The sequence below is a fragment of the Bradyrhizobium symbiodeficiens genome (assembly GCF_002266465.3).
Lineage (GTDB): Bacteria > Pseudomonadota > Alphaproteobacteria > Rhizobiales > Xanthobacteraceae > Bradyrhizobium > Bradyrhizobium symbiodeficiens.
This window is the reverse complement of sequence record NZ_CP029427.2, coordinates 1,105,068-1,131,147: the sequence shown is the minus strand read 5'-3', so window position 1 is coordinate 1,131,147 and position 26,080 is coordinate 1,105,068. Positions and strand designations below refer to the sequence as shown.

Here is a 26,080-nt window from a genome sequence, read left to right as displayed (position 1 = left end):
CGCTTGTTTCATGATGTGATCGCCTGGGTGCTTCTTCTTCACCGTCAATCTGGCGGAGCGGAGGCTGGCGTTGCTGACGGATATCGAGGTGTTGCGCGGGGCGTTTCGCGAAACGCATCGGCGCCATCCATTCACGATCGACGCCATCGTGGTGCTGCCCGACCCCCTTCACACTGATGGGCTCGGAGCAGTGTGCTCCGCATACCCGCTGTGGTGGCACGACCACAATCACAGGAAAACAACCTCGATGTGAGTTTTCCGCTTGACGTGTCAAAACCGCTCAGACACGCTGAAGCTGTATGTTGTTAGTTCGCGTCATTGCGCTCGCCCGGGGGCAGTTCAAAAATCATTTTGTCACGAAAGCCCTGATTCAGAAGAGTCTCACGTGCGCGACAATCGATAGCGTTCCTTGTAAAGGGGCGACATTTATGCGTGGGATCAATTTGGTTGGCTGCATTTTAGCCGCGGGACTTGGAGGCTGCTCTCTCTATCCCATTCCTGACGATGTGAGCCCATACCGCACCGAGCACATCGTGCGCCACGGTCGTTGCGAGGTGAGGACGGCGCTGTTCGATTATATGATCGGCAAGGGCATCGTCTCCGCGCACGATGATTCCAAACAACTCGCAAGCCGGATCAAGGCAGCAAGAGAGTTCGAGAAAAAGCTCAAGGCTACAAAGAAAGCCCCCTCAAACGACGAGGAAAGAAACTTGCTTGAGTTGGCGAGATTGTCAAAAGTCGGCGTAGCCTATTCGTTCGACTTCAACATCACTGAAGTAAACAAAGCGGGCGCAGACGCGGGCTTCAGGCTTCCCGGATTGACTTCTGTTCTCGACGTCGGGGCCACGGGTGCGCTTGACCTGACGCGCAATGGTTCCCGCGTATTTGGGACCGAGGATAGTTGGGACGACTTGATCGTCAATACTTCGCTTTGCGAGAATTTGGCTGAGCGACGGCCAGTGAATGTTTTCTATCCGCCGACCGGTTCGATCGGAGTTGGCCGGGTCGTCGAGACATTCATCGATATTGACGAGCAAGGCGGCGCCAAGGACAATTTCGTCGACACGCTGACGTTCACCACGCTGGCCAGCGGTGGCGCCAACGCCTCTCTCAAGCTCGATCCGGTACCGAACCAATTCCGGCCTATTTCAGCGACGGCCGCAATTGGCGCTTCGCGGCTGGACATTCACAAACTGACCATCAGCCTTGCGTTTCCGCAAGACATACCCAAAGCGATCACTGGGGTCACACGTGAAGATGGAGATCTGAACGCACCGACCGACAGGCCATTTGCCCGGCCTCCAATCTGGCGAGCACGCTACAACCTTTGCGTCCAGGACGCCCGCACACGCGAAGCCACATTCAAAATGCTGCGTCTCACTGATCCCCTCGTCTATTGCATCAGTTACGCCGATTCATTTGCACCCAGATATGGCCAGCCGGTTGTCACGGTGCTGCGGAGGAGGGCTGCACAACCTCCGACTCAACTCAAATCGCTGCTAGAAAATCAACCAGCAGCCCGCACCAGAGTGGTGCCGGAGACGGTCATCCGGCAACCATTCCGCCCGAACGCGTCCCCTTCATATGTTCAATGATCAGGAAACTCGAAAGTTCACCGATCGAAACGTCAGCCCGTAAGGTGGTTGCGAAACCCATCGCACTTGTTTCGTTATAAGGTCGCATCGTGACCGCGTAGCGCCGGTGAGCGTGGATAGAGAGATGACGGGTTTCGCTAGGGCTCAACCCGTCCTACGAGCTGCTTTCAACCTTTTTGTTTCTCTTCTGCGCTTTTTCCATCGGAGCTTTTCGAGCGCTCTTCGAAACGATCAGACCCCTTGGCCAGATCGTGCCCCATCTTGCTCTCGTTCTTCGCTTCTTCCTTGGACGTCGCTTTGCGCAGGCCTTCAGCGGCCTGTTCCCCCGCCTTTGATGATTTTCGTTCGTCATCCATTGGTGGCTCCTCCCTAATACAGACGCCTCCAGGAGCTCGCTGGTTGATCCCGGATGGACGTACCATCGTTCCAATCGGATCACCTGGACATTGTTCCCCGCCCCACTGAGGCTCTTAGTCGAACCGGCACATACCAGCCGAACCGGCGAGGCCAACATCGATGCGCCAACCACGCTTCGACGCGGCTCAACAGCGCTCGAAATGTCTGCCTGGTCTAGGCCGGTGGGCTCGTCAAGCGGGTGCCTGACTGGCGCCTCCTCGTTTCATCGCCGCGTCGGCTTGGCGCGACTGCAATTTTGGAGAACGGGGATAGAGAAGCAAGGGTTTCGCAATGGCTCAACCCATCCTACAAACTGGCGCCGGACCGCGAAAATCCGTAACGTCCGTCTCAATCTCAGAACCCCGAATCGTTTGCCGATGCCGCCTGCGGAACCCCTGCTCAACGCCCCCGAATTCACCGTTTCCGAGCTCTCCCAGTCCCTGAAGCGGACGGTGGAGGACGCCTTCGGCCATGTCCGGGTTCGCGGCGAGATCTCCGGCTTCCGCGGTGCCCATTCCTCCGGCCATTGCTATTTTGCGCTCAAGGACGAGAGCGCCAAGATCGAGGCGGTGATCTGGAAGGGCGTGCACGGCCGGATGCGCTTCAAGCCCCAGGAGGGGCTCGAGGTCATCGCCACCGGCAAGCTCACGACCTATCCGGGCTCCTCGAAATACCAGATCGTGATCGAGGCGCTGGAGCCGGCCGGCATCGGCGCGCTGATGGCGCTGATGGAGGAGCGCAAGAAGAAGCTCGCCGCCGAAGGGCTGTTCGACGAGGCGCGCAAGCAGCTGCTGCCGTGGCTGCCGGAGGTGATCGGCGTCGTGACCTCGCCGACCGGCGCGGTGATCCGCGACATCCTGCACCGGCTGGAGGACCGCTTTCCGCGCCGCGTGCTGGTGTGGCCGGTGAAGGTGCAGGGCGAAGGCTCGGCCGAGCAGGTCGCGGCCGCGATCCGCGGCTTCAATGCGCTGCCGGAAGGCGGCAAGATTCCGCGGCCCGACGTGCTGATCGTCGCGCGCGGCGGCGGCTCGCTGGAGGACCTCTGGTCGTTCAACGAGGAGATCGTGGTGCGGGCGGCAAGCGAAAGCATGATCCCGCTGATCTCGGCCGTCGGCCACGAGACCGACATCACGCTGATCGATTTCGTCGCCGACAAGCGCGCGCCGACGCCGACGGCCGCGGCCGAGATGGCGGTGCCGGTGCGCAGCGATCTCTTCGTCGAGGTCGCCGATCTCGGCCGCCGCACCCGCGCCTATTGGCAACGCAGTCAGGAGAGCCGCCGCAGCGAGTTGCGCGCCGCCGCGCGCGCGCTGCCGGCGGCCGGCGATCTGCTCGCCATTCCCAGGCAACGGCTGGATTCGGCGGGCGCGTCCCTGCCCCGCTGTCTCAAGGCCAATACGCACGCGCATTTCCGCAGGTTCACCGCCGCGAGCTCGAAGCTGACGCTGCGGGTGCTGCACGGCCAGATCTCGCAGGCCGACCACCGGCTCACCGTGTGTGGCGAGCGGCTTGGTCTGTCCGCGCGCTCGCTGCTGCGGCGCCGGCGCGACCGCTTTGCCGGGTTAGAAATTCGCCTGCGCGCCTCGAAACTGTCCAACGCGCAGGCGCAGCGCAACGCCATTGCCCGCCAGCGCGAGCGCACCCATCGCCTCAGCGAACGCGCCGGCCGCGCGCTCGTCACGTTACTGCAGCGCCTGGAGGCCCGTGTCGACAACAGCGGCAAGCTGCTGTCGGCCCTGTCCTATCGCAGCGTGCTCGCGCGCGGCTTCGCGCTGGTACGGGACGAAGCCGGACATCCGCTGCATGCGGCCGACAGCATCGGTCCCGGCGCACGGCTCGAGATCGAGTTCGCGGATGGACGTGTTGCGGCGACCGCAGACGCAGATCGTGCAGCTCCACCGGCCAAGCGCGCGCCGGCGCAGGCCAAGCCGGCGGCGCAGGAGGCAAAGCCCGCGCCGAAGCGCGTGGCCAAGCCGGTGGATCAGGGCAATCTGTTCTGAGGCGCGATGGCGCTTCAATCTCGGTGTCATTCCCCGCGCAGGCGGGGAATCCAGTACGCCGCGGCCTATCGATTCAATCACAACCGTCTCGGAGTACTGGATCGCCCGGTCAAGCCGGGCGATGACGGCGCGTGTTGAGCATGAGTTGTAGCCCGCATGAGCAAAGCGATATGCGGGAACGGTTGTCCCGGATGTCGCTTCGCTCATCCGGGCTACGGCACCGTCATGCCTACCGGCACGACAATCCCGCGTCGATCGTGGTCCAGAAGCCGCAATGGTCCGGCGCGCGCTGCGGGGCGCCGGCGTGGGCCTCGTAGAGGAAGATCGCGACGGTGAAGACGGCCAGTGCGGAGGCGAGCGTGAGGCGGTTGCGCATGAGGATTGCGTTTAATCGACATCGTGGTCGAACTAAGGCGCCGTCACCGGCTGAAACCCGCACCGTGCGCGATCCGTAGATTCCCGGTCGGCCATCAAGTCCGTGCAGGGCGGTGGTCGATGCGGGGCTGCTCGCCTGAATTGTTCCTCGGGCGGCCCCGCTTTTGGAGCCGAAAAATGTAGCCCGCATGAGCGCAGCGATATGCGGGACCACTCGCCCCGGATATCGCTTCGCTCATCCGGGCTACGGGATTACCGCGCCAGCCATTGCGCGACGTCCCTCTGCGACTCCGCGCGCGCCTCGGCGTCCGTGCCGAGATGGCCGTGCTCCGGCGCGGCCGCATCGTTGCTGCCGCCGGCTGCGTGCAGCTGCGTGTTGGCGCGGTCGAAATCGTGATCGGCGCCGGGATAGACCACGATGCGTGCGAGCGCGCTGCGGCCGTGCGCGCCCTCGACCATCTGGCGGCAGGCCGGCGGCGAGGAAACGTCGTCATTGGCGCCGATCAGCACCAGGGTCGGCACCCGCGTGCTCCAGCCGAGACCGGCGGAGATCCGGCAGTCCGGATAGAAGGCGACCGCGGCGCGGAAATCCGGCCCAAGCTCACGCGCCGCGCTCTGCGGCCGCACCGCCCAGAGCAGCGCGCTCGCGCCATTGGCCCAGCCCATCAGGCTGACGCGGTTGCGTGCCACCCAAGACTGCTTCATCAGCCAGGCGTGCGATGCTGCGATATCGATGACGCGCTCACGCCGCGCCTTGAAGTGCATCTCCTTGACGCGGCATTGCGGCCCGAGATCGCGCGAGCCATAGCTGTCCGGCAGCAACACGGCATTGCCTGCCCTCAGCAGACGCTCGGCCCAATCGCGATAGCGCGGCAGCACGGGATCGGAATGGCCAGCGAGGCCGCCGCAGCCGTGCAGCGCGATCACGGCCGGAAACGGCCCCGCACCTTCAGGCTTGTAGAGCTGTGCATGCAGCACGCCCGACGCCAGCGGAATGTCGACCGGCTGCGGCGCCGGCGCGGCATGCGCGGCCGACATCAGCAGTGTCAGGAACAGGGCGGTCAGTCGAAGGCGCATCGGACTCTGCCATGGGAGATGCCTGATACAGCGATCCTTCGCCCAAGCACGAGAGCCATTTCCGTTCCGATGGAATCGGAACGGGGCTCTCGATTGTTATTTTGACGCGGTTTCTTCACGCGAACCGGTTTCCACTTCGCTCGAAAACGCTCTATCACGCGGGCACGGCGGCAAAACATCACAAACCGGTGGGTTTAACGGGCGGACAAGCCACCCTATCTATGCTACATCCCATCCAACACATCGTGCCCTCCAGGGTTTCCCTTTAAGGTTTTCCTTTAAAGTTTTCCTGGAAGCGGCCTTCCACGGAGACTTTCGACCGTGCTGAACAAGTTCGGCCCCTCGGGCCATGGCGAAGCGCAAGTGCAGTATCTCGACGGCGACTTCCGCGTGATCTCGCCGGGGACCTTCGTGCGCTGTGCCATCACCGACGCGCGGATTCCGCTCGACGAGCTGAAATACTGGAGCGTCGATCTGCAGGAAGCCTACGCCACGCCCGCCGCCGTGCTGCAGCGGCACTTCCCGGGCGCGCCGAAACCGGCGTGACGCTTCGGCTGGCGGCGACGGCTGCGGACGGCCATTTCATCGAATTCTCCTGATCGCCGGAGATCGATAGAAGTCTTGCGATGAATGTCGCCTGAATGATGGTGCCGTAGGGTGGGCAAAGCGCAGCGTGCCCACCACCTGTCTCCGAACACAAAAGATGGTGGGCACGGCGCAAGAGCGCCTTTGCCCACCCTACGGGATCCGCACCAGAGGCGAGATCAGCGCCTGGAGAACCTTCGCTCGCGCGCCTTGTAGAGGTGATCGCTGATCAATTGCCGCAGCTTTGCCGGGTCGTCGAATTCGAGCTGAACCGCGAACGGCACGATTCCATCGGGCACGCCCTCGCTGCCGTGCAGGCGCGCAAGGTCCTTTTCCGTCGTCACCAGCGTCAGCTGCTCGCGCTCGGCATCCGCCGCGAGTGCGGCGATCTCCTCGCGGGAGAACATGTGGTGGTCGGCAAAGGGCCGCGTGCGCACGACCTCGATACCGCTCACGCGAAGGGTGCGGAAGAAGCGCTCGGGATCGCCAATGCCGGCAAAGGCGAGAACATTTTTGCCGAACAGCTGCGCGAGCGAGGCTGCATCCGGCTTCAGGCGCGCGCGCAACTCCGGCTTGTCGCGCTTGGCAAGCTCTGCCGCAACTTCGTTGGCGGCACGACCGTCGCCGATCAGCACCAGCGCGTCGGTGCGGTCGAGCTGCGCCTTCAGCGGCGCGCGCAGGGGACCGGCGGGAAATACCTGGCCGTTGCCGAGGCCGCGTTCGCTGTCGATCACGATCAGCGAGGCGTCCTTGAGCAGGCGCGGGTTCTGGAAACCGTCGTCCATCAGGATGACGGTGGCGCCTTGCGACTTCGCCAGCGCAACGCCGTCGAGGCGGTCACGCGCGACGGCGACCGGGACGTCGCGCGCCATCATCAAGGGCTCGTCGCCGATGTCGGCCGCGGTGTGGCGTGTGCGGTCGACCATGACCGGACCTTGCAAGCGCCCGCCATAGCCGCGGCTGAGCACCACCGGGGTCTCGCCGAGTTCGCGAAGGAGCCTTGTCAGCGCCAGCACGGTCGGCGTCTTGCCGGCGCCGCCGACGTGATAATTGCCGACGCAGATCACGGGGATACCGGCATCCGCGCCCTGGCGCAGCATGCGCCGTTCGGTGATCGCGCCGTAGAGCGCTCCGAGCGGCCATAACGCGTAGGACGGGAGGGAACGTGGCCGGTACCAGAAGGCCGGCTCACGCATTGGCGGCTCCCATCTCGATCCGCAGCTGCAGCAGATACGGCTCGAGCGCGGCCATGGTGCGGTTGAGCGCGCCGCCGAGATCCTCGACCACGCCCGAGCCTGCGCGCTGCATCTTGTCGCGTACGGTCGGCTCGGCCAGCAGCAGGCCAAGCTGCTTGACCAGCGCCTCCTGCGTGTCGGCCTGGCGTGCACCGCCGCGCGCATCGAGCGCCTCGTAGACATCGGCGAAGTTGAAGACGTGCGGACCATGCACGATAGCGGCACCCAGCTTGATCGCCTCGATCGGGTTCTGGCCGCCATGGCGGATCAGCGATCCCCCCATGAACACGATCGGCGACAGCCGGTAGAACAGGCCGAGCTCGCCCATGGTGTCGGCGACATAGACGTCGGTGGTCGCGGTCGGCAGTTCCTCGCGCGAGCGCAATGCGGGCTTCAGGCCCGAGGCCGTGATCAGGCCCGCGATCGAGGAGCCGCGATCGGGATGGCGCGGCACGATCACGGTGAGGAGCTGCGGGAAGAAGCCGGACAGGCTGCGATGCACCGCGACCAGCATCTCGTCCTCGCCCGGGTGGGTCGAGGCCGCGACGATGATGGGGCGCCCGCGCGTCATCGCCATCAGCCGTTCGAGCTTGGCGGGATCGGCCGGCGGCGCCGGCACGTCGAGCTTGAGGTTACCCGTGGTGACGACGTCGCGGCCGCCGAGCGTGGAGAAGCGTTCGGCATCGGTCCTGGATTGTGCGAGGCAGATGTCGAAGCGCGACAGCAGCGCCGAGATGGTGCCCTGCATGCGCCGCCAGCGCGGGAAGGAGCGCGGCGACATCCGCCCGTTGATCAGCACCATCGGCACCCGGCGCGTCGCGCCCGCCAGGATCAGGTTCGGCCACAGGTCGGATTCGATGAACAGCGCAAGCGACGGCTGCCAGTGATCGAGGAAGCGCGCGACATAGCGCGGCGAGTCATACGGCACGTATTGATGAATCACGTCGGGCGGGAAGCGCTTTGCGACCACGGCGGCCGAGGTGACGGTACCCGAGGTCAGCAGGATGCGCAGATTGAGATCGCGCAGGCGCTCGATCAGCGCCGCCGCGGCCAGCACCTCGCCGACACTGGCGCCGTGGATCCAGACCAGCGGGCCATGCGGCCGCACGTCCCGGGACAGGCCGCGCCGCTCGCCGACGCGCGCGGGATCCTCCTTGCCCTGCTTCAGCCGCCGCCTGATCAGTGCGGGCGCAAGCGGCACCAGGCCGGAAGCAAGGCGACGATACAGCCGCAGCGTCAGCGGCAGCGAGCCAGGCAACGACTTGGGAAGCAGCTTAGCCATCTTGAGGCCCAGGGCGGCCGAGTTGCGCATAGGCGCGGCGGGTCGCCTCGTTCAGCGTCTCTTCCAGCTCCAGCCGCAACGCTTCCATCATGGCGGCGTCGGCATCGGCGGGAACGTGGATTTCCTTGATGCCGACCAATGCGCCCCGCCCGAATGGAAGATTGATGGTGGTGCGGTCCCAGTTCTTGAGCCGGACGAAGCGGCTGGTCGCCATCGCGAAAGGCATGATCGGCCGCCCCGATTCCCGTGCCAGCATGATAATGCCGAGCCCGGCCACGCGCGAGCGCTTGGGGACGTCGGCGGTCAGCGCGACATTACAGCCGGCCTGGAGCGTGCGCACCATTTCCTTGAAGGCGCCGACCCCGCCCTTGCGGTGGAAGGCGCCGCCATGATCGCCGGAACCGCGGATGGTGCCGATGCCGAGCCGCTCCGCGGCGATCGCATTGAACTCGCCGTCGCGATGGCGGGAGATCAGCACCTTGGCGCGGTAGGAGGCCTTGTTCTGGTTCTTGATGAAGGGCGTGAGGAAGTGCTGGCCGTGCCAGAACGCGAAGATCGCAGGGAGCTGCGGCTCGACCCGCGCATAGACGTCGGGCGGATCCAGCGTGAATTTGTTGGTCCGCCAGACCAGACGCAGATATTCGGCCGCCAGAACCCCGACGGCACGCTGAAACCAGCTGCTTCGCAGCGTATTGCGAAGCAGCTTTTTCAACGCGCCGGTTCTTGATTCGGGTCGAGCAGCCGGTGGAGATGGACGATGAAATAGCGCATCTGCGCATTGTCGACCGTGCTCTGCGCCTTGGCCCGCCAGGCGGCATGGGCGGTCGCATAGTTCGGATAGAGGCCGACGACCTCGACGTCGTCGAGATTCTTGAAGGTGTTTTGCGTGAGATCGACGAGCTCGCCGCCGATCACGAGGTGAAGCAATTGTTGCGGGGCACTATCTGGCATGAGTTCTGTTCCTAACGGGCTGCCCGGCAAAGCAGTGTTCGAGAAGCACGACAAAAAGCGCTTTAGGCCAAGGGACGGTTTCGAAAATGCGCGACAATGCCCGCATGACGATCGCGTCCCGCTGCCACCAGCACCCCGTGCGCCACTTCCCGGCGGTTATAGAGGATGGGTTCTCCGGAGAGGTCGCTCATCCTACCATCGGCTTCCTGCACGATCAAATCGGCCGCCGCAAGGTCCCAATCATGGCTGTTGCCCCCCGCAAAAGCCGCATCCAACGCGCCATGGGCGACCCGGCACAGCCGCAGCGCGAGCGAGCCGATTCGCGGATGCAGCTTGATCTCGCCGCCCGAGCTGTTGAGCCGCTCGACCATCGGTTTCGGGCCGGCGACGCGGGAGAAGTCGAGCGCGGATCCGGGCGAAGCCTGCACGGCTGCGCCGTTGAGCGTGGTGCCCTGGCCGCGTGCGGCGAAGAAGAACTCGCCGCTGACAGGCGCGAACACCGCGGCCAGCACCGGCGCGGTATCCTGGACCAGCGCGACGCTGACGCACCAATCGTGGTGGCCATTGAGGTAGTTGCGCGTGCCGTCGATGGGATCGACGATCCAGGTCAGCCGCCGCGACAGCCGCGCGGCATCGTCGGCGCTCTCCTCCGAGAGCCAGCCATAATCCGGCGTCGCACCGCGCAGGCGCGCTTCGAGCAGATCGTTGACGGCGATGTCGGCTTCGGAGACCGGCGAGGACGCGCCTTTGGTCCATGTCTTCAATTCGGTGCGAAACATCGACTGCGCCAGCGCGCCTGCTTCGCGCACCGTGTCCTGCAGCAGCGCCGCGTCGCGCGTCAGGATGGTTTCGCCGGGGGCGTTCGCCTCAACGTCCGCCAAGCGTCAATCCCTCGATGCGCACCGTCGGCGCATTGATGCCGTAACGGAACTCGAGATTGTTCGCGGGCTGCATCGACTTGAAGATCTCGAACAGATGGCCGGCGATCGTCACCTCGCTGACGGGATAGGTGATCTCGCCGTTCTCGATCCAGAAGCCGGAGGCGCCGCGGCTGTAATCGCCGGTGACACCGTTGACGCCGGAGCCGATCAGATCGGTGACGTAGAAACCCTGCTTGATGTCGGCGATCAGCTCAGCCGGGGTCGGCGTGCCGGGCTCGAGATGCAGATTGTAGGGCCCTGGCGAGGGCGACGACGAGACGCCACGATGGGCATGGCCGGTGGTGGTGAGGCCGAGTTCGCGCGCGGTGGCGCAGTCGAGCAGCCAGGTCGTCAGCACGCCCTCGTCGATCAGCGCGATCTTCTTCACAGCCACGCCCTCGGCGTCGAACGTTTGTGAGCGCAGGCCGCGCTTCCGCAGGGGATCGTCGATGATGCGGATGTTCTTCGCAAACAGCTGCTGGCCGAGCTTGTCCTTGAGGAAGCTGGTCTTGCGCGCGATCGAGGCGCCGTTGATGGCGCCGACGACGTGACCGACCAGGGAGCCGGCGACGCGCGGATCGAACACGACGGGCACCTTGCAGGTCTCGACCTTGCGCGGATTGGAGCGCGCCACGGTGCGCTCGCCGGCGGAACGGCCGACGATGTCAGGCGACAACAGGTCGGCGCCATGCGGCGCCGAGGTGAAGTCGTAATCGCGCTCCATGCCGGTGCCTTCGCCCGAGATGGCGGTGGCGGAGATGCCCTGGCTGGAGCGCAGGTAAGAACCGTGGAAGCCGGTCGAGGTGACCAGCACCATCCCGCCCATGCCCGCGGACGCCGAGGCGCCGCCGGATTTGGTGACGCCCTTCACGGCGAGGGCCGCAGCTTCGGCTTCGAGCGCGCGGCGCTCGAGCTCGCTGGTGGCGGGCACATCGGGATCGAGCAGATCGAGATCCGGGAAGTCGCGCGCGAGCAGCGATGGGTCCGCGAGGCCGACATATTTGTCGTCGGGCGCGACGCGCGCCATCGCGACCGCGCGTTCGGCAAGCTTGGTCACGGCATCGCCGCTGACGTCGTTGGTCGAAACTACCGCCTGGCGCTGGCCGACCAGCACGCGCAGGCCGACGTCGTCACCCTCGGAGCGCTCGGATTCCTCGACGCGTCCATCGCGCACCTCGACGCCTTGCGAGACGCCGCGCACCGCGACCGCGTCGGCCGCATCCGCGCCGGCGCGCTTCGCCGCCTCCACCAGCCGCTGCGCCAGATCCGACAAAGCGGACTGGTCGAACAGGTCGCGGCTGGCCTTTGACCCCTTGGAGGAATCCTTGGACGAAAGCGTCGAGCTTGCGGATGGTGAAGAGTTCACGAACGAAATCCTGTTGGGGCGGGGGTTCGGGACCGGAACCCACAGATGTGCCCTGATCGCGCGGACTTCAAGCATTTTCAGCCCGCCAGAAGCTCAGATTCGCACCTTTGACGCAACGTCTCGTCAATCATGCGCGCCAAGGTCTTGTCAATCATGAGCCACGGTGACGGTGGGTTAACCAGCCTTTTTAAGCGGTTTCGGAAAGCCGCGCGCTAAGGTCCTCGCATCGACCGGGAACATAATCCCGGCGGGGAGAACTAAAGCCGTGAGGCGTCAAACAGCAACATGCGGGATCGCTCCCGCCGGGTCGAGCCGCTCTCTGCGGCTCGACCCCCTTTCCCTTCCGGTCCGCTTCGATGCGCACGATCCGCGCGCCGACGGATACACGAGGCAGATCGAGCTTCATCGCGAACGTGTCGTGCTTCGCCGTGCCGTTCGCGGCATGCAGATGGCAATCAACGTCCGCGTCAGCGATTTCACCGGCGTCGCGCTGCGCGGCAATGACGAGGCGCAGGCCATCGTCCTCGTGCATCGCGATCCCTCGCTCTCCGTTCCGCTGCTCGTCGGCGCCAACTCCGACGAGTTCGTCGAGGCCTTGGCAATCTGGAGCGAGCTGTTCGCGCTTCCGCAGCTCGACGAAGGCGCGCGCAAGCCCGCCGCCCGCCGCCGCCGTGCCAATGCGATCCGCGCCCGCCGTCCGAAATTCCTGATGCGCCGCCGCGTTGCGATGGCGCGTGAATTGTCGGTTCATCGCGAAGAACGCGAGATCATCGCGCGGAATTGAAGGTGCCGTAGGGTGGGCAAAGCGCAAGCGTGCCCACCTTTCCTATCAATCATTGAGAGAACGTAGGCACGGCGCAAGGGCGCCTTTGCCCACCCTACAAGACCTACGCCGCCCGCATCACCGCGTCGGCGAGCAATCCCGCAAACAGCAACAGGCCAGCTTCCCTGTTCGACTTGAACAGGCGCAGACACAGCCCGGGATCCTCGATCCGCAAGCGCACGATCTGCGATGCGAGGTGCACGGCGAAGGCGACCAGCCCGAGCCAGGCCGGCCAGCGCGCATCGGCGGAGGCCAGCGCGACGCCGATCAACATCACAGCGAGCCCGTAGAACAGGATCAGCGCCTGGTGCGTATGCGCGCCGAACAGGCGCGCCGTGGACTTGATGCCGATCAGCGCGTCGTCCTCGGCGTCCTGATGCGCGTAGATCGTGTCATAGCCGATCACCCATGAAATCGCGCCGGCATAGAGCACCATCGCGGTGACGTCGATGCGCCCGAAGGTGACGGCAAATCCCATCAGGGCGCCCCAGGAGAAGGCAAGGCCGAGCACGATCTGCGGCCACCAGGTGATCCGCTTCATGAAGGGATAGATCGCGACGATCAGGAGCGAGGCGATGCCGGTCAGGACCGCGAAGCGGTTGAATTGCAGCAATACGACGAGACCGGTCACGGCCAGCGCGATCATGAAGGCCAGCGCCTGCTTCGTGCTCACCTGTCCCGAGGGCAACGGCCGCGAGCGGGTGCGCTCGACCTTGGCGTCGAGGTCACGGTCGGTGATGTCGTTCCAGGCGCAGCCCGCCCCGCGCATCACGAAGGCACCGATGAAGAACAGCACGATGGTGAGCGGCAGTCCGCGGACGTCATGCGCCATGCCGCTCGCGAGCGCCGCCGACCACCAGCACGGCATCAACAGCAGCCAGGAGCCGATCGGACGATCGAAGCGGGACAATCGCAAATAGGGCCGCGCCCATTGCGGCGCGCGCGTATCGACCCAGTTGCCGGTGGAATCGGCAACGCGGGCGGATGTATCGCTCATCGGGTCAGGACGTTGCCGTTGAGCGTGTCGAAGGTGCTGCCGCCCTTCTTGCCGGCATTGGCCTCAGGCGCCGAGCCCGAACCCAGCACCTCGCTCAGCGACGGGCCCGCCGGGCCGCGTGGCTGGTTCTGCATCTGCTGAGCGACGTTGCAGACCTTCGTCGCCATGGCCTCTGTGTTCTTGTGACCGGACTTCATCTGGTCGCCGATCTGCTGCGGAATTCCGCATTTGGCGGCGTGGGTCTCGATATACTTGATCATCTTGGTCTCGGCCTGGCTGAAATTGCGGATCAGCTTGCAGGCCTCGTCCGGGGGCGCGTGACGGTCGCTCGCGGCCTTGATCAGCTTGCCGCGTTTCTCGGCTTCCTCGCGCAGGGGGATGAAAGCCTTCATGCAGTCCTCGCCGGGGCCGCCCTGGGTCGGCGGGGCCGCGCTGAACGCGCCAGCGCCGCCGATGGGCGCGGCGCCGTTCACGGGAAAGGACGATTGCGGCGCCGTGCCGACCGAAGCGATCGGCGCCGAGCCGTTCACCGGGGGAAACGCGGAACTGGTAGCAGCCTGGTTCGGTAGCGGCGCCGGGAAGGCGCTTTGCGCAGAGGCGCCCGCGGCGCTCAGGGTGACCATGGCGGCAGTGATCGGAACCATCAAATGACGGATCATCAAGATAGTCTCTCCGGCAGGAGCTACGGGGTTCGGCGCCTTCCCAATTGAAGCGCAACCAGCGTGTTCGCGTTTTTACGATTCCCGCCGACGCTTAACAACCCGTTGAATAGGGCAAGAGCGCGGCGCGGGGACGCACCATTTCGGCAATATTTACCCCCGGAATGGCTGCTTTCGGTTAAGAACGGCCGCAAATCGGACCCCTGAACGATGCCCTCCCACGATTTTCGCGGCCCCCGCCTGTTCGTCGACGCTCCTCTTGCCCAGGACGCCAGGATCCCGCTCGACCGCGACCAGAGCAATTATCTCGGCAATGTGCTGCGACTTGCCGCCGGAGCCGAGGTTTTGGCCTTTAACGGCCGGGACGGCGAGTGGCAGGCCGCCATCGAAGGTCGCAAGCGGCCGGACGGCCTCGTGATCCTTCAGCAGACCCGGCCCCAGGACAGGCTGCCTGACGTCGCCTACGTTTTCGCCCCGCTCAAGCATGCCCGGCTCGACTACATGATCCAGAAGGCCATCGAGATGGGCGCCGCCGCCCTGCACCCGGTCCTGACCCGGTTCACCCAGGCCTCCCGGGTCAACACCGAGCGGATGCGCGCCAATGTCGTCGAGGCGGCCGAGCAATGCGGCATTCTGAGCATCGCCACGGTCGCCGAGCCAATGCCGCTGGAGCGGTATCTCGGTCAGCGGCCCGCCGATCGCCTGCTGATCTTCTGCGACGAGGCGGCGGAGGTGCGAAACCCCGTTCAGAGCCTGCAGAACGCCCGTGAGGCCGGACAAGGTATCGACGTACTGATCGGCCCCGAAGGCGGCTTTGCCGAGGAAGAGCGGGCGCTGCTGCTGCGGCAGCCGAAAATCCTGCGGCTGGCCCTGGGTCCCCGGATCATGCGGGCCGACACCGCCGCGGTGGCGGCGCTGGCTCTGGTGCAGGCCGTATTGGGCGACTGGGGCAGCGGAAACGGCTAGATCGTTTCCCGCATCGCCCGGTGCAAGGTCTCAGACGGCAGTTCACCGAACGCCGCCTTGTAACTCGCCGCGAACTCGCCCAGATGCCAGAAACCGTGCGCAATCGCGCAGGCCTTCACGCTGCGCCGTCCCACGCCGATGCGCAGCTGCTTGCGCACCGACCAGAGCCGCAGAATCCGGTCATAGCGATGTGGGCTGATGCCGCAAATGGCCTGTGTCGCGCTCTGGAGCGTGCGGACGGACACCCCCACCTGCTCTGCGAGCTCAGGCGTCTTGTGCGAGATCGTCAGATCCTGCTGGATGAGGCGTTCCATGTCTGCGACGATCCGGCGATAGCCGTCCATCGCGGACGACGCGGGTCCGCCTTTCGCGCTGGTGGTCAGCGCAGTTTCCATCGTGCTGAGCAACGATTGCTCGACGACGCTCAACGATATCGGCTCCCTCAGGAAGTCCGGATCATGCGCTGCGGTTTCCAGCGTGACGGAGACCAGACGGCGCAATGAGGTAAGCGCGTCCGATGTGGGGTTCACCAAATGGTAGCCATCATCCAGTTGCGCCCAGGGTTCGCGCCGCGGCGGGGTGAAATACACGACGGCTATCAGCCGGCCCTCCGGCTCATGGACCAGGCAATCGGAATTGCCTTTCAGAATGACGATCGAACGACCGATTGATTGCCCGTTGATGCGGGCCGAGGTGACGTGATCCATCGGCACCGCGACAGCGATGGCATTCGTCAGTTGATAGCCTCGGACGATCCGCGGAAGAGTCTTCACCAGAGACAGGGTCAGGGCCGGCAGGCTGAGCCGGGCGCGCATGATGGCTGTGGCTCCGACCGCCAGCGGCATGCTGGATGCGCCGGCATATCTCTCGGTCTCGCTGAAATGGTCGATGTCATACGCCCGGAGTTCGAGGGCCGAGGATGGCTTGAGCCCCTGGAAGGACATCAAGCGGTCCGCCGCCGCCGTTTGCGCTCCGTCGCGCGCAGTCTCGAAATGGCCCTGATCCATGTCGTGCCGATTACTTTGCCTTCCTTGCAGACGGGGCTCCCCTGGACGCGCGCAGATCGTCCGGCCCGTTGATGCCGGCGCGCTTGAGATCGCGAAGCAGCTTCGTCAGCAGTAACATGTTGGTCTTCTGCAGTTCATGGTTGTTTCCAAACCTGAATGCGTTCTGCTCGGTCACGATGAGTCCTGCTTCGGTCTCTTCGAGAATCTTCCGCCTCTTCAGCCCGGTGACGCGACGGCGAACCGTCTCGAGCGGCAGGCTGAGGAAGCGAGACAGTGCCGCACGAGAGACCCCTTGCTTGATCACATCCGGCTCGACGTCATGAATGCTGGAGAACCGCTCGTCCAACACCGGATCGTTCATCACATTGATGACATTCGCGTTCAGGACCGCATGAACGATCAGAAGGTCCAGAGGATCGAATTCATCGTAGTGCCGAAACATCTCACTTATCGAAAACAGCATATAGGCCAGCGTGTGTCGCGAGACCGTGCGGATGATATCTGAAGCATTGCGCATGAATCGGAATCCAACATTCATCTTGTAAACGACGAATAGTGCGAACGGATCGTCCGCCATACCCAAAATGAGTATGCGACGACTTGCCAGCAGTCCTCAATTTCTCATTGTGAAGCCCGGCCTCGGCCGCATCGAAATCGCTCGCCGACGCGTTCGCGCAGCACCATGAAGGTTGGACCTCGACATGCAGCGGAAGCGCTGGCCGACAGCACTTTGTCGCACGATCGCGGATTCGACTACTCGATGACGGACGGTATCGAGGTGGCGGGCGATGGAAGGCGTGGCGATGAACGATGATGTCGTGCGGGACGCGAGGGGATGCGAAGAGCTGCGGCTCATCAGAGCGTTTCTCCGCCTCAGGGACCCCGGTCGAAGGCGGAGGATACTCGAACTGGCGGAGCAACTCGTGGAAGAAGTCGGGCCCGCTGCGACTGGAGCAGCCGTGCCGGCGCATCATCCGTCGAGCCAGTTGGAGACGCCCCCGGGCCCGGCCGAATGAGACCGTCCAGCCCGTCCCAAGCATTGGCGCAATGAGGTATTTATTACCCTGTTCGGCGCGACGGCGAATCTCCGTTTTCAGCCGCTGACCGGCGGGCGAGGCCCGCTTCAAACTCGTTAAGCGATTGATCCTTTGGAGGTCGAAACCGCTTTCGGGCCATGCTAAGGGCAGCGCAATTCGCTTGCCTCCCCTTGCCTCCCCCTTGCCCTGCCCGGTTCCGCCGGGACGATGGACCCAGTTATGACCGCGACTGCCACCTCAAATGCTGCCGGCTCCGCCGCCTGGCCGGATACGCTGCTGCTGTCGTTCGCGCAGGCCGGTTATGTCAGGGCCGAACCCGCGATCCTGCAGCCGGCCGAGCCGTTCCTGGACCTCTCCGGCGAGGACATCCGCAAGAGCCTGTACCTGACGACGGACCTCACGGGCGAGGAGCTCTGCCTGCGCCCGGATCTGACCATTCCGGTGGCGCGCGACTACCTGAGCTCCGGTCGTGCCGGCCAGCCGGCCGGGTTCAGCTATCTCGGCCCGGTGTTCCGCTACCGCAGCGGCCAGACCAGCGAATTCCTGCAGGCGGGCATCGAATCGTTCGGCCGCCAGGACCGCGCCGCGGCCGACGCCGAGACGTTGGCGCTCGGGCTCGAAGCGACCGCGGCCTTCGGTGTCCACGACGTCGAGATCCGCACCGGCGACGTGGGGCTGTTCAACGCGCTGCTTGATGCGCTGAACCTCTATCCGGTCTGGCGCCGCCGCCTGGTCAAGGATTTCAACCGCAAGATCAGCCTGGAGCAGGATCTCGAGAAGCTGGCGGCTGCGACCACCGCGAGCCCCAGCGAATATGAGGGCGTGCTGGCCGCGCTCGCCGGCTCCGACCGCAAGGCCGCGCTCGCTTTCGTCACCGACCTGATGTCGATCGCCGGCACCACCAATGTCGGAGGACGCACCACCGCCGAGATCGCCGATCGCTTCCTCGAGCAATCGACGCTGAAGGGCGGCGCGCTGCCGCGCGAGGCGATTACCGTGCTCAAGCGCTTCCTGACGATTGCAGGCAATCCCGACGATTCCATCGCCGAGCTGCGCGCGCTCACGGCCGACGCCAGGCTCGACCTCACGGCTGCGATCGACCAGTTCGAGAGCCGGGTCGGCTTCATGGCGGCGCGCGGCATCGACGTGAAGCAGACTCGCTTCTCGACCGCGTTCGGGCGCGGTCTCGACTATTATACCGGCTTCGAATTCGAGCTGCATCACCGCGGCAACGGCGCCGAGCCACTGGTCGCCGGCGGCCGCTATGACGGCCTGATGACCCAGCTCGGATCGGCTGAGCCGATCCCCGCGGTCGGCTTCTCGGTCTGGGTGGATGCGCTGACGAAGATCGGCCGCAAGGTGGGAGCTTAAGTCATGAGCGCGCCATTCGTCCTGGCCGTTCCCTCCAAGGGCCGCCTGCAGGAAAACACCGAAGCCTTCTTCGCCCGTGCCGGCCTCAAGCTGTCGAAGGCCGGCGGCGCCCGCGACTATCGCGGCACGCTTGCAGGCCTCGACCATGTCGAGGTCGCCTATCTCTCGGCGAGCGAGATCGCCTCGCAATTGTCGCGCGGTTTTGCCCATCTCGGCGTCACCGGGGAAGATCTGGTGCGCGAGAACATCGCGGACGCCGACAAGCGCGTGTCGCTGATCGATGGGCTCGGCTTCGGCTATGCCGACGTCGTGGTCGCGGTGCCGCAGGCCTGGATCGACGTTCGCACCATGGCCGATCTCGACGACGTCACCACCGGCTTCCGCGAGCAGCATCACATGCGGATGCGGGTCGCAACCAAGTTCGTCAACCTCACCCGCGCCTTCTTCCAGAGCCACGGCATCACCGATTACCGCATCGTTGAAAGTACCGGCGCAACCGAAGGCGCGCCGGCGGCCGGCAGCGCCGAGCTGATCGTCGACATCACCACGACGGGCGCAACCCTCGCCGCCAACGGCTTGCGGGTGCTCGACGACGGCGTGATCCTGCGCAGCCAGGCCAATCTGGTCGCCTCGAAAGAGGCCGACTGGACGCCGCAGGCGCGAGAGACCGCGCGAATCATCCTCGATCACATCGCGGCAAGGGCGCGGGCCAACAAATACCGCGAGGTCCGCACCCGCTTCCGGCAATGCGACGCCGCCATGCTCGGCGAAGCCCACAGCCGGTTCGGCGTCGAGGCCCCGTTCGGCGGGCCGACCTCGTCAGGCATGCTGACGTTGCACTGCCCGCCGGGGCAGCTCTATGCGCTGGCAAGCTTCCTGCGCGAGCATGGCGCCGAGACCGTCTCGGTGGCGTCGCTCGACTACGTGTTCGACCGGGAGAACCCGCTGTTCGCCAGGCTCGAGGCGTTCCTGCGGCAGTGAGCCCCAGGTCCGTTCAGCTTGACCGTTCAGCTTTGCGACAGCAAACGGCAGCTACCATATGCTGTTGAGATGACTTTGAACGCCTCTGGGACTTGACCGATGACGCTGGGCTCTGACGTTTCCGGCATGACGACCACCGCAGCCACCGCCGCGGCAAAAGGACTGTCGATCGTCGTCCCCGTCTACAACGAGGCGGCCGGCCTTGCCGGTCTGCATCAGCGCATCTGCGATCTCGCAAAGACCTTGCGGGAGCGCTATCGGCTGGCTTGCGAGGTCGTCTATGTCGACGACGGCAGCAAGGATGCGACGCTGGCGATCGCCCGCGCGCTGCCGGCCGACGCGATCGACGTCCAGGTGGTGTCGCTGTCGCGCAATTTCGGCAAGGAGGCGGCGCTGATGGCCGGCCTCGACCATGCCCGGCTCGGCGCCGTCATGTTCATGGACGGCGACGGCCAGCATCCGCCGGCCCTGATCGAACAGCTGGTGCGGCACTGGATCGATGACGGCTATGACGTCGTCTACACCGCCAAGGCACATCGCGACAACGAGCCGTTCTTGCGCCGGATCGCCGTGCACGGCTTCTACGCGCTGATCAATTGGGGCGCACGGCAGAAGATTCCCGAGGACGCCGGCGACTTCCGCCTGCTGTCGCCGCGCGCGGTCACGGCGCTCAGGCAGCTGCCCGAGCGCAACCGGTTCTTCAAGGGCCTCGCCAGTTGGATCGGCTTCCGCCAGATCCGCGTCGATTATGAGCCTTCGGAGCGCGCCCATGGCGTCACCACCTTCAATGCCGCAAGCCTGCTCGGCCTGTCGATCGAAGGTCTGACCTCGTTTTCGGTCGCCCCGTTGCGCTTTGCCAGCCTGCTCGGCGTCATTCTCGCCGGCGGCGCTTTCCTGTTCGGCCTTTCGATCCTCTGGGAGGTGTTCACGACCGGCAAGCAGGTGCCCGGCTATCCCTCGCTGGTGATCGGGCTGATGACGATCGGCGGCGTGCAGCTCATCATGATCGGCATCGTCGGCGAATACATCGGCAAGATCCTCTCCGAGATGAAGGCGCGCCCGATCTACTTCGTCGCCGAGCACAGTGAAAAGCACTTCGAAGCCGACGACGCCGCGAAGAGGACGGCCGCCGAATGAGCGCGGCCGCGGGCCTGCGGCGGATCTGGCTCTGTGCCGACGATTACGGCATCAGCCCGGGCGTCAACCGCGCCATCCGCGACCTGATCGAACGCGGCCGCCTCAACGCCACCTCGGTGATGATGGTGGGCCCGGCGGTCGAGCGCAGCGAGATCGAAGCGCTCCAGGCATCCGCGAAGGTTAGCCCGCGCTGCGCGATCGGATTGCACGTGACGCTGTCGGCGCCGTTCCGCCCCCTCACCATGCATTTCAGGCCGCTCGACGGCGACATGTTCATGCCGTTTCCGAAGCTGCTGCGCGCAGGCGTTCTGCGGCGGCTCGACCGCGAGTTCTTCCGCAACGAGGTGAAGGCGCAGCTCGCTGCCTTTGCCGATGCGTTCGGCCGGGTGCCCGACTTCGTCGACGGCCATCAGCATGTGCAGCTCTATCCGCAGGTGCGCGACGGCTTTGTCGAAGCGGTCAGCGAAGGCGCGCCAAACGCCTGGGTGCGCCAGGGCGGCCGCGACCTGCCGCTCAAGCAGCGCCTCGCTTCACCCAAGGCGATCGTGCTCGATATTTTCAGCGCGCAATTCCGCCGCCGCGCCGGCAGCGCCGGCCTCAGCTTCAACCCCGGCTTCGCCGGCGCCTATGACTTCACGCGGGCGGCCGATTTTGGCGAACTGATGCGGCAATTCCTGGAAGGCTTGCCGGATGGCGGCCTCGTGATGTGCCATCCCGGCTTCGTCGACGACGTCCTCGCCGGCCTCGACCCGATGACGGATGTCCGCGAACGCGAGCACGCCTATCTCTCAGGTGACGCCTTCGCGCGTCTGCTGGCGGACAGCGGCGCCACGCTGGGATGACGCCCGCGGAAAGCAGGCCGCGAGGCAGCTTGTCGCATACCGAAATTTAATCCGGCCGGCACTGTTGGGGCCACAATGGAACCCTACATCTCCTGCGCGCTTGGTTTTGCGCGAAGGAGACAGATCATGACGCCGCAGGAACGCCAGCTCGTCGACGACCTTTTCGACCGGCTTTCGAAGCTGGAAAATGCACCGCGCGATCCCGACGCGATCGCCGCGATCTCCGACGGGCTGCGCAAGGCGCCCGGCGCGGTCTACGCGCTGGTGCAGACCACGCTGCTGCAGGACGAGGCGCTGAAGCGCGCCCATAACCGCATCCAGGAGCTGGAGGCGGCCCACGCGCCCGAGCAGGCGCAGTCCGGCGGCTTCCTCGACACCATGCGCGACACGCTGTTCGGCGGAAGCCCCTCGCGCGGCTCGGTTCCGAACGTGCCGCCGCGGGACGCGCGGCCGGTCTGGAACAGCGGCGGAGCGATGCAGCAGACCCAGCCGGGCTACGGCCAGCCGCCTTACGGACAGGCTTACGGCCAAGGTCCCGGTCCGGGCCCGGGCCCGGGTCAGGGATATGGCGCACCGCCGATGGGCGGTGGCGGCGGCTCGTTCCTCGGCACGGCGGCGGCAGCTGCCGCCGGTGTCGTTGGCGGCTCGCTGCTGCTCTCCAGCATCCGCGGCATGATGGGCGGATCGCATCAGCAGGCCTTCGGCGACACCAATGCCCTCGGCGACCGCAGCGCTGGTGGAAGTCCTTGGGGCGGCAGCGATCAGTCCGACGGCTCGCTCGCGCGCGATGCCGGCCTCAACGACATCGGCTCGAACCGCGAGTCCCGCCAGGGCTTCTCCGACCAGGCGAACAACGATCATAACGACAACGATCAGAACTACGGCGACAACAACGACGACGGCAATACGGACGTGGCCGACGACAGCGATTTCGGCGGCGACGACGATGGCGGCAGCGACTACGCGTAAGGTTGCTGTGCCGCGCTACGAACAACAACGGCCGCCCAAGAGGCGGCCGTTTTCATTTCAGGGTCCTTGGTCCTTGGTCATCGCTCTTCCTCCGCACGTTGCGGAGCAAGTGAGCGGCGAGCGCCTGGCTACATCACCACGACCTTGGTGCCGACATTGACGCGGCCGTAGAGGTCGATGACGTCTTCGTTGCGCATCCGGATACAGCCCGAGGAGACGTTGGTGCCGATGGTCCAGGGCTCGTTGGAGCCGTGGATGCGATAGAGGGTCGAGCCCAGATACATCGCGCGGGCGCCGAGCGGGTTCTCCGGTCCGCCTTCCATGTGCCTCGGCAAATCAGGACGACGCGCGATCATTTCCGCCGGCGGCGTCCAGTCCGGCCATTCGCGCTTGGCCGTGATCGCCTTCACGCCGGACCAGGTGAAGCCGGGACGCCCGACGCCGATGCCGTAGCGCATCGCCCTGCCATTGCCCTCGACGAGATAGAGGAACTTGTTCGGGGTATCGACCACGATGGTGCCGGCACTTTCCTTGCCGCTATAGTCAACAGATTGTTTCTCGAACCTCGGATCGAACTGACGCTGCCGCGGGTCCGCCGCCTCCTGCTGAACCGCGCCTTGCTGATATCCACCCTGCTGCGGCTCGCCCATCGGCGGCAGGCGGCGCTGGTCGTAATAGCCGGGCTGTTGTTGATAGACCGGCTGCTCGGGCGCGTAGGCCGGACCGCGGCCGGGGCCGTCGCCGAACAGGAACTCGATGAAGCCGCCGCCCATGTTCGCATTGGAGGCGACGCGCACCGGCGCCGGCGGCACCTGCGGCTGGTAGAGCACCGCGGGCGGATCGTTCGGCACCGAATTGTCGAAGGCGCTGGCACTGTTTGCGCCGGCAATGAAGGTGCAAGCGCTGCCGAGCAGCGCAACAGACATTTTCTTGAACATCGACGTACTCTGTACTGTTTCGTCTAGATCACATGCGCCGTGGCGAGCTGATGGCTGATCGGCGTCCGCGACGTGGTCAATAAAAAGCAAAAGGCGTTTTGTTTGGTAAACGGAAGCCGCGTTTTGATTCACCACGTCGCGAGCGAGGGGCCAATTTGGCGATCAGCGTTTATTTTCGATGAACGCTGCACGGCCATGGTTAATCGCTTCTTTGCACGCCGTCGCCTGCAACCGCACAACAGTTCCGGCCGTGAACTTCGTGTTAAATCGCTTCTGCCTACAAAGACGCGTGAGTGAGGTGGGGGAGTATCCTGATGGCTGTTCACCGCAAACGTTTTCGCGTCGAGGATATCGCTGGTGGCGGCGAGATGCCGAGTTTTGACGTATCTGAAGAGGCAATCCCGATGCATAGCGAGATCATGGCGGAGCTGCGCGCGATCCGCGCACAGATGGCGAAGGGCAGCGTGCCAGCGCCCTTGTCCGGCAGCGCAGCCATGGCGGCGATCGACGCCTCCACCGCCCATGAGCTCTCCGAGGCTCGGACCATGCTCGAAACCTATCGGGCCCAGATCGAGCAGTGCGAAAAGCTCAAGGTCGAGCTCGACCTGATCCATGACGCCATCGACCGCACCAAGCGCGAAATCGCGACGCTGCACGGCAAGAGCTTCGATGGCGGCGAAATGGCCAAGGTCAATGGCGAGCTCGGCGCGGTGGTCGGCGGCACCGAGCAGGCGACCCAACAGATCCTCGAAGCCGCGGAATCGATAGACCAGGCCGCCAGCGCAATGTCGAAGGTGGACTCGGTCGACCAGCAGAAGCGGCTCGCCGACGACATCCAGGAACGCGTCATCTCGATCTTCGAGGCCTGCAACTTCCAGGACCTGACCGGCCAGCGTATCAGCAAGGTCATGGCTACGATGAAGTTCATCGAGCAGCACATCAACTCGATGATGGACATCTGGGGCGGCGTCGACGCGATCAAGGCCCACGTCGTTCCGCAGGCCGACAATCGCAGCGAGGACGACAAGCTTCTCAACGGCCCCAAGCTCGCCGGCGACGTCGGCCACGCCTCGCAGGACGACATCGACGCGCTGTTCGACTGAGCGGGCGCGAGAGACAGAAAAACAAAACGCCGGCGAAAGCCGGCGTTTTTTTGTTTTGGGAAGCTATCTCACGCTGTCATTCCGCACGCGAAGCGTGAACTTTGGTGCGCACTTGCGCACCTGAGAATCTCGAGATTCCGGGTTCGGTCCTGCGGACCGCCCCGGAATGACGGAGTAGAAATCACGCCCGCGGCGCGCAGCGGACGTAGACCATGTTGCCGTAGCGGGTGGCGGCGTCCTTGTCGATGAAGCGGGTGATCAGGACGCGGCCGTCGAAGGAGACGATCTCGCGATCCTGCTCGCCGGGGGTCGGGCCCGCCGGTCCGATGTAGTTCTTGCCGCTCGGCGACCCCTTCAGCCGCAGCTCCTGCGGGGTTGCCTGGTCGGCCAGATGCATGATCACGCCGCCGGAGGAGCCGGCGGTGATCACGTAGGGATTTTTGCACTGGGCCCGGGCGGCGGCCTCGGTGCGGGCGCGGTCGGCCGGGTTCTGGAACGAGGCGAGACCCCAGCGGCCGACGATCTCGTCGGCGCGAATGGTCGCGGGCATTTCCGGGGCGGTGCCAGGCTCGGCTTCGGGCGGCGGCGAGGACGACGAGAAGGACGGCAGGCTCATGCCGCCGCCGCAGGCGCCCAGCAGCAGCGCCAGACAAGAGGCGGCGGCCAGATTGGCAACCGTGCGCGCGTGAGCTGAATTGATCATGGCATTCCCCCGGACAAGACCATGGCCGCACCCCTCCTGCAGCCAAGCGTAAAAACGCTGCCGGAGCAATGGCGTCCTTTGATACGCCGGCGCCCCGAACAAGTTTCCAATACCACCATCCTATATCCGCCTCACCAATCGCTTAACCACCTTTGCTTGACAGGATCGCGGCCAAGCCATATTTCCGGGCCCACTATTAGCACTCGGAAAGCCCGATTGCTAAGCGCGCCGTTCGATCCCTGGGATAGGGGGTGGGCGGAAGCGCCGCCCCACCCACTTCCACTACCTCCGAAGCGAGCCTCCAAAGGGAAACGTCATGGCTAAATCCAAATTTCGTCCGCTGCATGACCGTGTCGTGGTCAAACGTATCGACGCCGAGGAAAAGACCAAGGGCGGCATCATCATTCCGGACAGCGCCAAGGAAAAGCCGTCCCAGGGCGAAATCGTCGCCGTCGGCCCCGGCGGCCGCGACGAGACCGGCAAGCTGACCCCGATCGACCTCAAGGTCGGCGACCGCGTGCTGTTCGGCAAATGGTCGGGCACCGAGGTCAAGATCGACAACGAAGAGCTCCTGATCATGAAGGAGTCGGACATCATGGGCGTACTGGCTTAAGGCCACCCGCCTGAACAGCCGCTGAATGCTTCATTGTCATGCCCGGGCCTGACCCGGGCATCCATCATTTTTCGCACCAGGATGGATTGCCGGGTCAAGCCCGGCAATGACGAAGAGAGCGCGGCAAGACACAGAATCAAACAAGACACATC

27 protein-coding genes and 1 pseudogene are annotated in these 26,080 nt (G+C 64.9%); 13 read left to right on the top strand and 15 right to left on the bottom strand.

Annotation, left to right across the window (positions count from 1 at the left end):
* Window positions 1-49: 49 nt before the first annotated feature.
* Window positions 50-172, top strand: a pseudogene (locus tag CIT39_RS33145) (REP-associated tyrosine transposase); the annotation flags it as partial.
* 256 nt (window positions 173-428) lie between these two features.
* Window positions 429-1,595: a hypothetical protein gene (locus CIT39_RS05265; RefSeq protein ID WP_148667277.1), complete on the top strand. Its 1,167-nt coding sequence runs from the start codon at window positions 429-431 to the stop codon at window positions 1,593-1,595.
* 167 nt (window positions 1,596-1,762) lie between these two features.
* On the opposite strand, the gene CIT39_RS05260 is transcribed toward CIT39_RS05265, so the two are convergent.
* Window positions 1,763-1,951, bottom strand: coding sequence for a hypothetical protein (locus CIT39_RS05260; RefSeq protein ID WP_094973092.1), 189 nt, complete (start codon window positions 1,949-1,951; stop codon window positions 1,763-1,765).
* A 417-nt stretch (window positions 1,952-2,368) separates the two neighbouring features.
* Here CIT39_RS05260 and xseA point away from each other — a divergent pair, with 417 nt between their 5' ends.
* On the top strand, window positions 2,369-3,991 hold the full coding sequence (gene xseA, locus CIT39_RS05255; protein WP_094973093.1) for an exodeoxyribonuclease VII large subunit: 1,623 nt from the start codon (window positions 2,369-2,371) through the stop codon (window positions 3,989-3,991).
* 229 nt (window positions 3,992-4,220) lie between these two features.
* Here the strand turns inward: xseA and CIT39_RS05250 are convergent, their stop codons facing one another.
* Window positions 4,221-4,367 (bottom strand): hypothetical protein, encoded by a 147-nt coding sequence (locus CIT39_RS05250; RefSeq protein WP_101635014.1) that lies wholly within the window; start codon window positions 4,365-4,367, stop codon window positions 4,221-4,223.
* A 251-nt stretch (window positions 4,368-4,618) separates the two neighbouring features.
* The gene (locus tag CIT39_RS05245; protein WP_094973094.1) at window positions 4,619-5,443 is read right to left on the bottom strand and encodes a dienelactone hydrolase family protein; all 825 of its coding nucleotides are present in this window, start codon (window positions 5,441-5,443) and stop codon (window positions 4,619-4,621) included.
* A gap of 321 nt (window positions 5,444-5,764) precedes the next feature.
* Here CIT39_RS05245 and CIT39_RS05240 point away from each other — a divergent pair, with 321 nt between their 5' ends.
* Window positions 5,765-5,989 (top strand): DUF2093 domain-containing protein, encoded by a 225-nt coding sequence (locus CIT39_RS05240; RefSeq protein ID WP_094973095.1) that lies wholly within the window; start codon window positions 5,765-5,767, stop codon window positions 5,987-5,989.
* Between the two features lie 218 nt (window positions 5,990-6,207).
* Here the strand turns inward: CIT39_RS05240 and lpxK are convergent, their stop codons facing one another.
* The 6 genes from lpxK to CIT39_RS05210 all read right to left on the bottom strand — a co-directional run bounded on the left by lpxK (window position 6,208) and on the right by CIT39_RS05210 (window position 11,782).
* A complete protein-coding gene (gene lpxK, locus CIT39_RS05235; protein WP_094973096.1) occupies window positions 6,208-7,224 on the bottom strand; it encodes a tetraacyldisaccharide 4'-kinase in 1,017 nt (338 codons plus the stop codon).
* Window positions 7,217-8,575, bottom strand: coding sequence for a 3-deoxy-D-manno-octulosonic acid transferase (locus tag CIT39_RS05230; RefSeq protein ID WP_094973097.1), 1,359 nt, complete (start codon window positions 8,573-8,575; stop codon window positions 7,217-7,219). Before CIT39_RS05230 ends, lpxK begins: the two co-directional genes overlap by 8 nt.
* A complete protein-coding gene (locus CIT39_RS05225) occupies window positions 8,538-9,257 on the bottom strand; it encodes a lysophospholipid acyltransferase family protein (RefSeq protein ID WP_094973098.1) in 720 nt (239 codons plus the stop codon). The genes CIT39_RS05230 and CIT39_RS05225 overlap by 38 nt, the downstream gene beginning before the upstream one ends.
* On the bottom strand, window positions 9,254-9,496 hold the full coding sequence (locus tag CIT39_RS05220) for a DUF4170 domain-containing protein (RefSeq protein WP_094973099.1): 243 nt from the start codon (window positions 9,494-9,496) through the stop codon (window positions 9,254-9,256). Before CIT39_RS05220 ends, CIT39_RS05225 begins: the two co-directional genes overlap by 4 nt.
* Window positions 9,497-9,558: 62 nt before the next feature.
* A complete protein-coding gene (locus tag CIT39_RS05215; protein WP_408612847.1) occupies window positions 9,559-10,305 on the bottom strand; it encodes a 3'(2'),5'-bisphosphate nucleotidase CysQ in 747 nt (248 codons plus the stop codon).
* A gap of 58 nt (window positions 10,306-10,363) precedes the next feature.
* On the bottom strand, window positions 10,364-11,782 hold the full coding sequence (locus CIT39_RS05210; protein WP_162308357.1) for a TldD/PmbA family protein: 1,419 nt from the start codon (window positions 11,780-11,782) through the stop codon (window positions 10,364-10,366).
* 265 nt (window positions 11,783-12,047) lie between these two features.
* On the opposite strand from CIT39_RS05210, the gene CIT39_RS05205 reads away from it, so the two are divergent.
* Window positions 12,048-12,566, top strand: coding sequence for a DUF6101 family protein (locus CIT39_RS05205; RefSeq protein WP_094973102.1), 519 nt, complete (start codon window positions 12,048-12,050; stop codon window positions 12,564-12,566).
* 103 nt (window positions 12,567-12,669) lie between these two features.
* On the opposite strand, the gene ubiA is transcribed toward CIT39_RS05205, so the two are convergent.
* Window positions 12,670-13,602, bottom strand: a complete 933-nt coding sequence (gene ubiA, locus CIT39_RS05200; protein WP_094973103.1) for a 4-hydroxybenzoate octaprenyltransferase — start codon at window positions 13,600-13,602, stop codon at window positions 12,670-12,672.
* Window positions 13,599-14,261, bottom strand: coding sequence for a hypothetical protein (locus tag CIT39_RS05195; RefSeq protein ID WP_094973104.1), 663 nt, complete (start codon window positions 14,259-14,261; stop codon window positions 13,599-13,601). The genes ubiA and CIT39_RS05195 overlap by 4 nt, the downstream gene beginning before the upstream one ends.
* A gap of 210 nt (window positions 14,262-14,471) precedes the next feature.
* Here CIT39_RS05195 and CIT39_RS05190 point away from each other — a divergent pair, with 210 nt between their 5' ends.
* Window positions 14,472-15,227 carry a 16S rRNA (uracil(1498)-N(3))-methyltransferase gene (locus CIT39_RS05190; RefSeq protein WP_094973105.1) on the top strand — a complete coding sequence of 252 codons (756 nt, stop codon included), beginning with the start codon at window positions 14,472-14,474 and terminating at the stop codon, window positions 15,225-15,227.
* Here CIT39_RS05190 and CIT39_RS05185 read toward each other — a convergent pair.
* Both CIT39_RS05185 and CIT39_RS05180 read right to left on the bottom strand, forming a co-directional pair.
* Window positions 15,224-16,234, bottom strand: coding sequence for a helix-turn-helix domain-containing protein (locus tag CIT39_RS05185; RefSeq protein ID WP_094973106.1), 1,011 nt, complete (start codon window positions 16,232-16,234; stop codon window positions 15,224-15,226). The two genes, CIT39_RS05190 and CIT39_RS05185, sit on opposite strands and share 4 nt — an antisense overlap.
* A 10-nt stretch (window positions 16,235-16,244) precedes the next feature.
* A complete protein-coding gene (locus CIT39_RS05180) occupies window positions 16,245-16,751 on the bottom strand; it encodes a hypothetical protein (RefSeq protein WP_094973488.1) in 507 nt (168 codons plus the stop codon).
* Window positions 16,752-17,490: 739 nt separating this feature from the next.
* Here CIT39_RS05180 and CIT39_RS05175 point away from each other — a divergent pair.
* From CIT39_RS05175 to CIT39_RS05155, 5 genes are all read left to right on the top strand, one after another.
* Window positions 17,491-18,642, top strand: a complete 1,152-nt coding sequence (locus CIT39_RS05175) for an ATP phosphoribosyltransferase regulatory subunit (protein WP_094973108.1) — start codon at window positions 17,491-17,493, stop codon at window positions 18,640-18,642.
* A gap of 3 nt (window positions 18,643-18,645) precedes the next feature.
* Entirely contained in the window at window positions 18,646-19,623 is a 978-nt protein-coding gene (hisG, locus tag CIT39_RS05170; RefSeq protein ID WP_094973109.1) for an ATP phosphoribosyltransferase, read from the top strand.
* A 99-nt stretch (window positions 19,624-19,722) separates the two neighbouring features.
* Entirely contained in the window at window positions 19,723-20,760 is a 1,038-nt protein-coding gene (locus CIT39_RS05165) for a glycosyltransferase family 2 protein (RefSeq protein WP_094973110.1), read from the top strand.
* Complete coding sequence (locus CIT39_RS05160; RefSeq protein WP_094973111.1) at window positions 20,757-21,602, top strand: ChbG/HpnK family deacetylase; 846 nt, start codon at window positions 20,757-20,759, stop codon at window positions 21,600-21,602. Before CIT39_RS05165 ends, CIT39_RS05160 begins: the two co-directional genes overlap by 4 nt.
* A gap of 126 nt (window positions 21,603-21,728) precedes the next feature.
* Window positions 21,729-22,571, top strand: coding sequence for a DUF2076 domain-containing protein (locus tag CIT39_RS05155; protein WP_094973112.1), 843 nt, complete (start codon window positions 21,729-21,731; stop codon window positions 22,569-22,571).
* 128 nt (window positions 22,572-22,699) lie between these two features.
* Here the strand turns inward: CIT39_RS05155 and CIT39_RS05150 are convergent, their stop codons facing one another.
* On the bottom strand, window positions 22,700-23,509 hold the full coding sequence (locus tag CIT39_RS05150; protein WP_162308356.1) for a L,D-transpeptidase family protein: 810 nt from the start codon (window positions 23,507-23,509) through the stop codon (window positions 22,700-22,702).
* A 314-nt stretch (window positions 23,510-23,823) separates the two neighbouring features.
* Between CIT39_RS05150 and CIT39_RS05145 the strand changes: the two genes are divergently transcribed.
* A complete protein-coding gene (locus CIT39_RS05145; protein ID WP_162308355.1) occupies window positions 23,824-24,612 on the top strand; it encodes a protein phosphatase CheZ in 789 nt (262 codons plus the stop codon).
* 181 nt (window positions 24,613-24,793) lie between these two features.
* Here the strand turns inward: CIT39_RS05145 and CIT39_RS05140 are convergent, their stop codons facing one another.
* Complete coding sequence (locus tag CIT39_RS05140) at window positions 24,794-25,315, bottom strand: hypothetical protein (protein WP_162308354.1); 522 nt, start codon at window positions 25,313-25,315, stop codon at window positions 24,794-24,796.
* A gap of 316 nt (window positions 25,316-25,631) precedes the next feature.
* Between CIT39_RS05140 and CIT39_RS05135 the strand changes: the two genes are divergently transcribed.
* Complete coding sequence (locus CIT39_RS05135) at window positions 25,632-25,928, top strand: co-chaperone GroES (protein WP_094973116.1); 297 nt, start codon at window positions 25,632-25,634, stop codon at window positions 25,926-25,928.
* Window positions 25,929-26,080 lie beyond the last annotated feature (152 nt).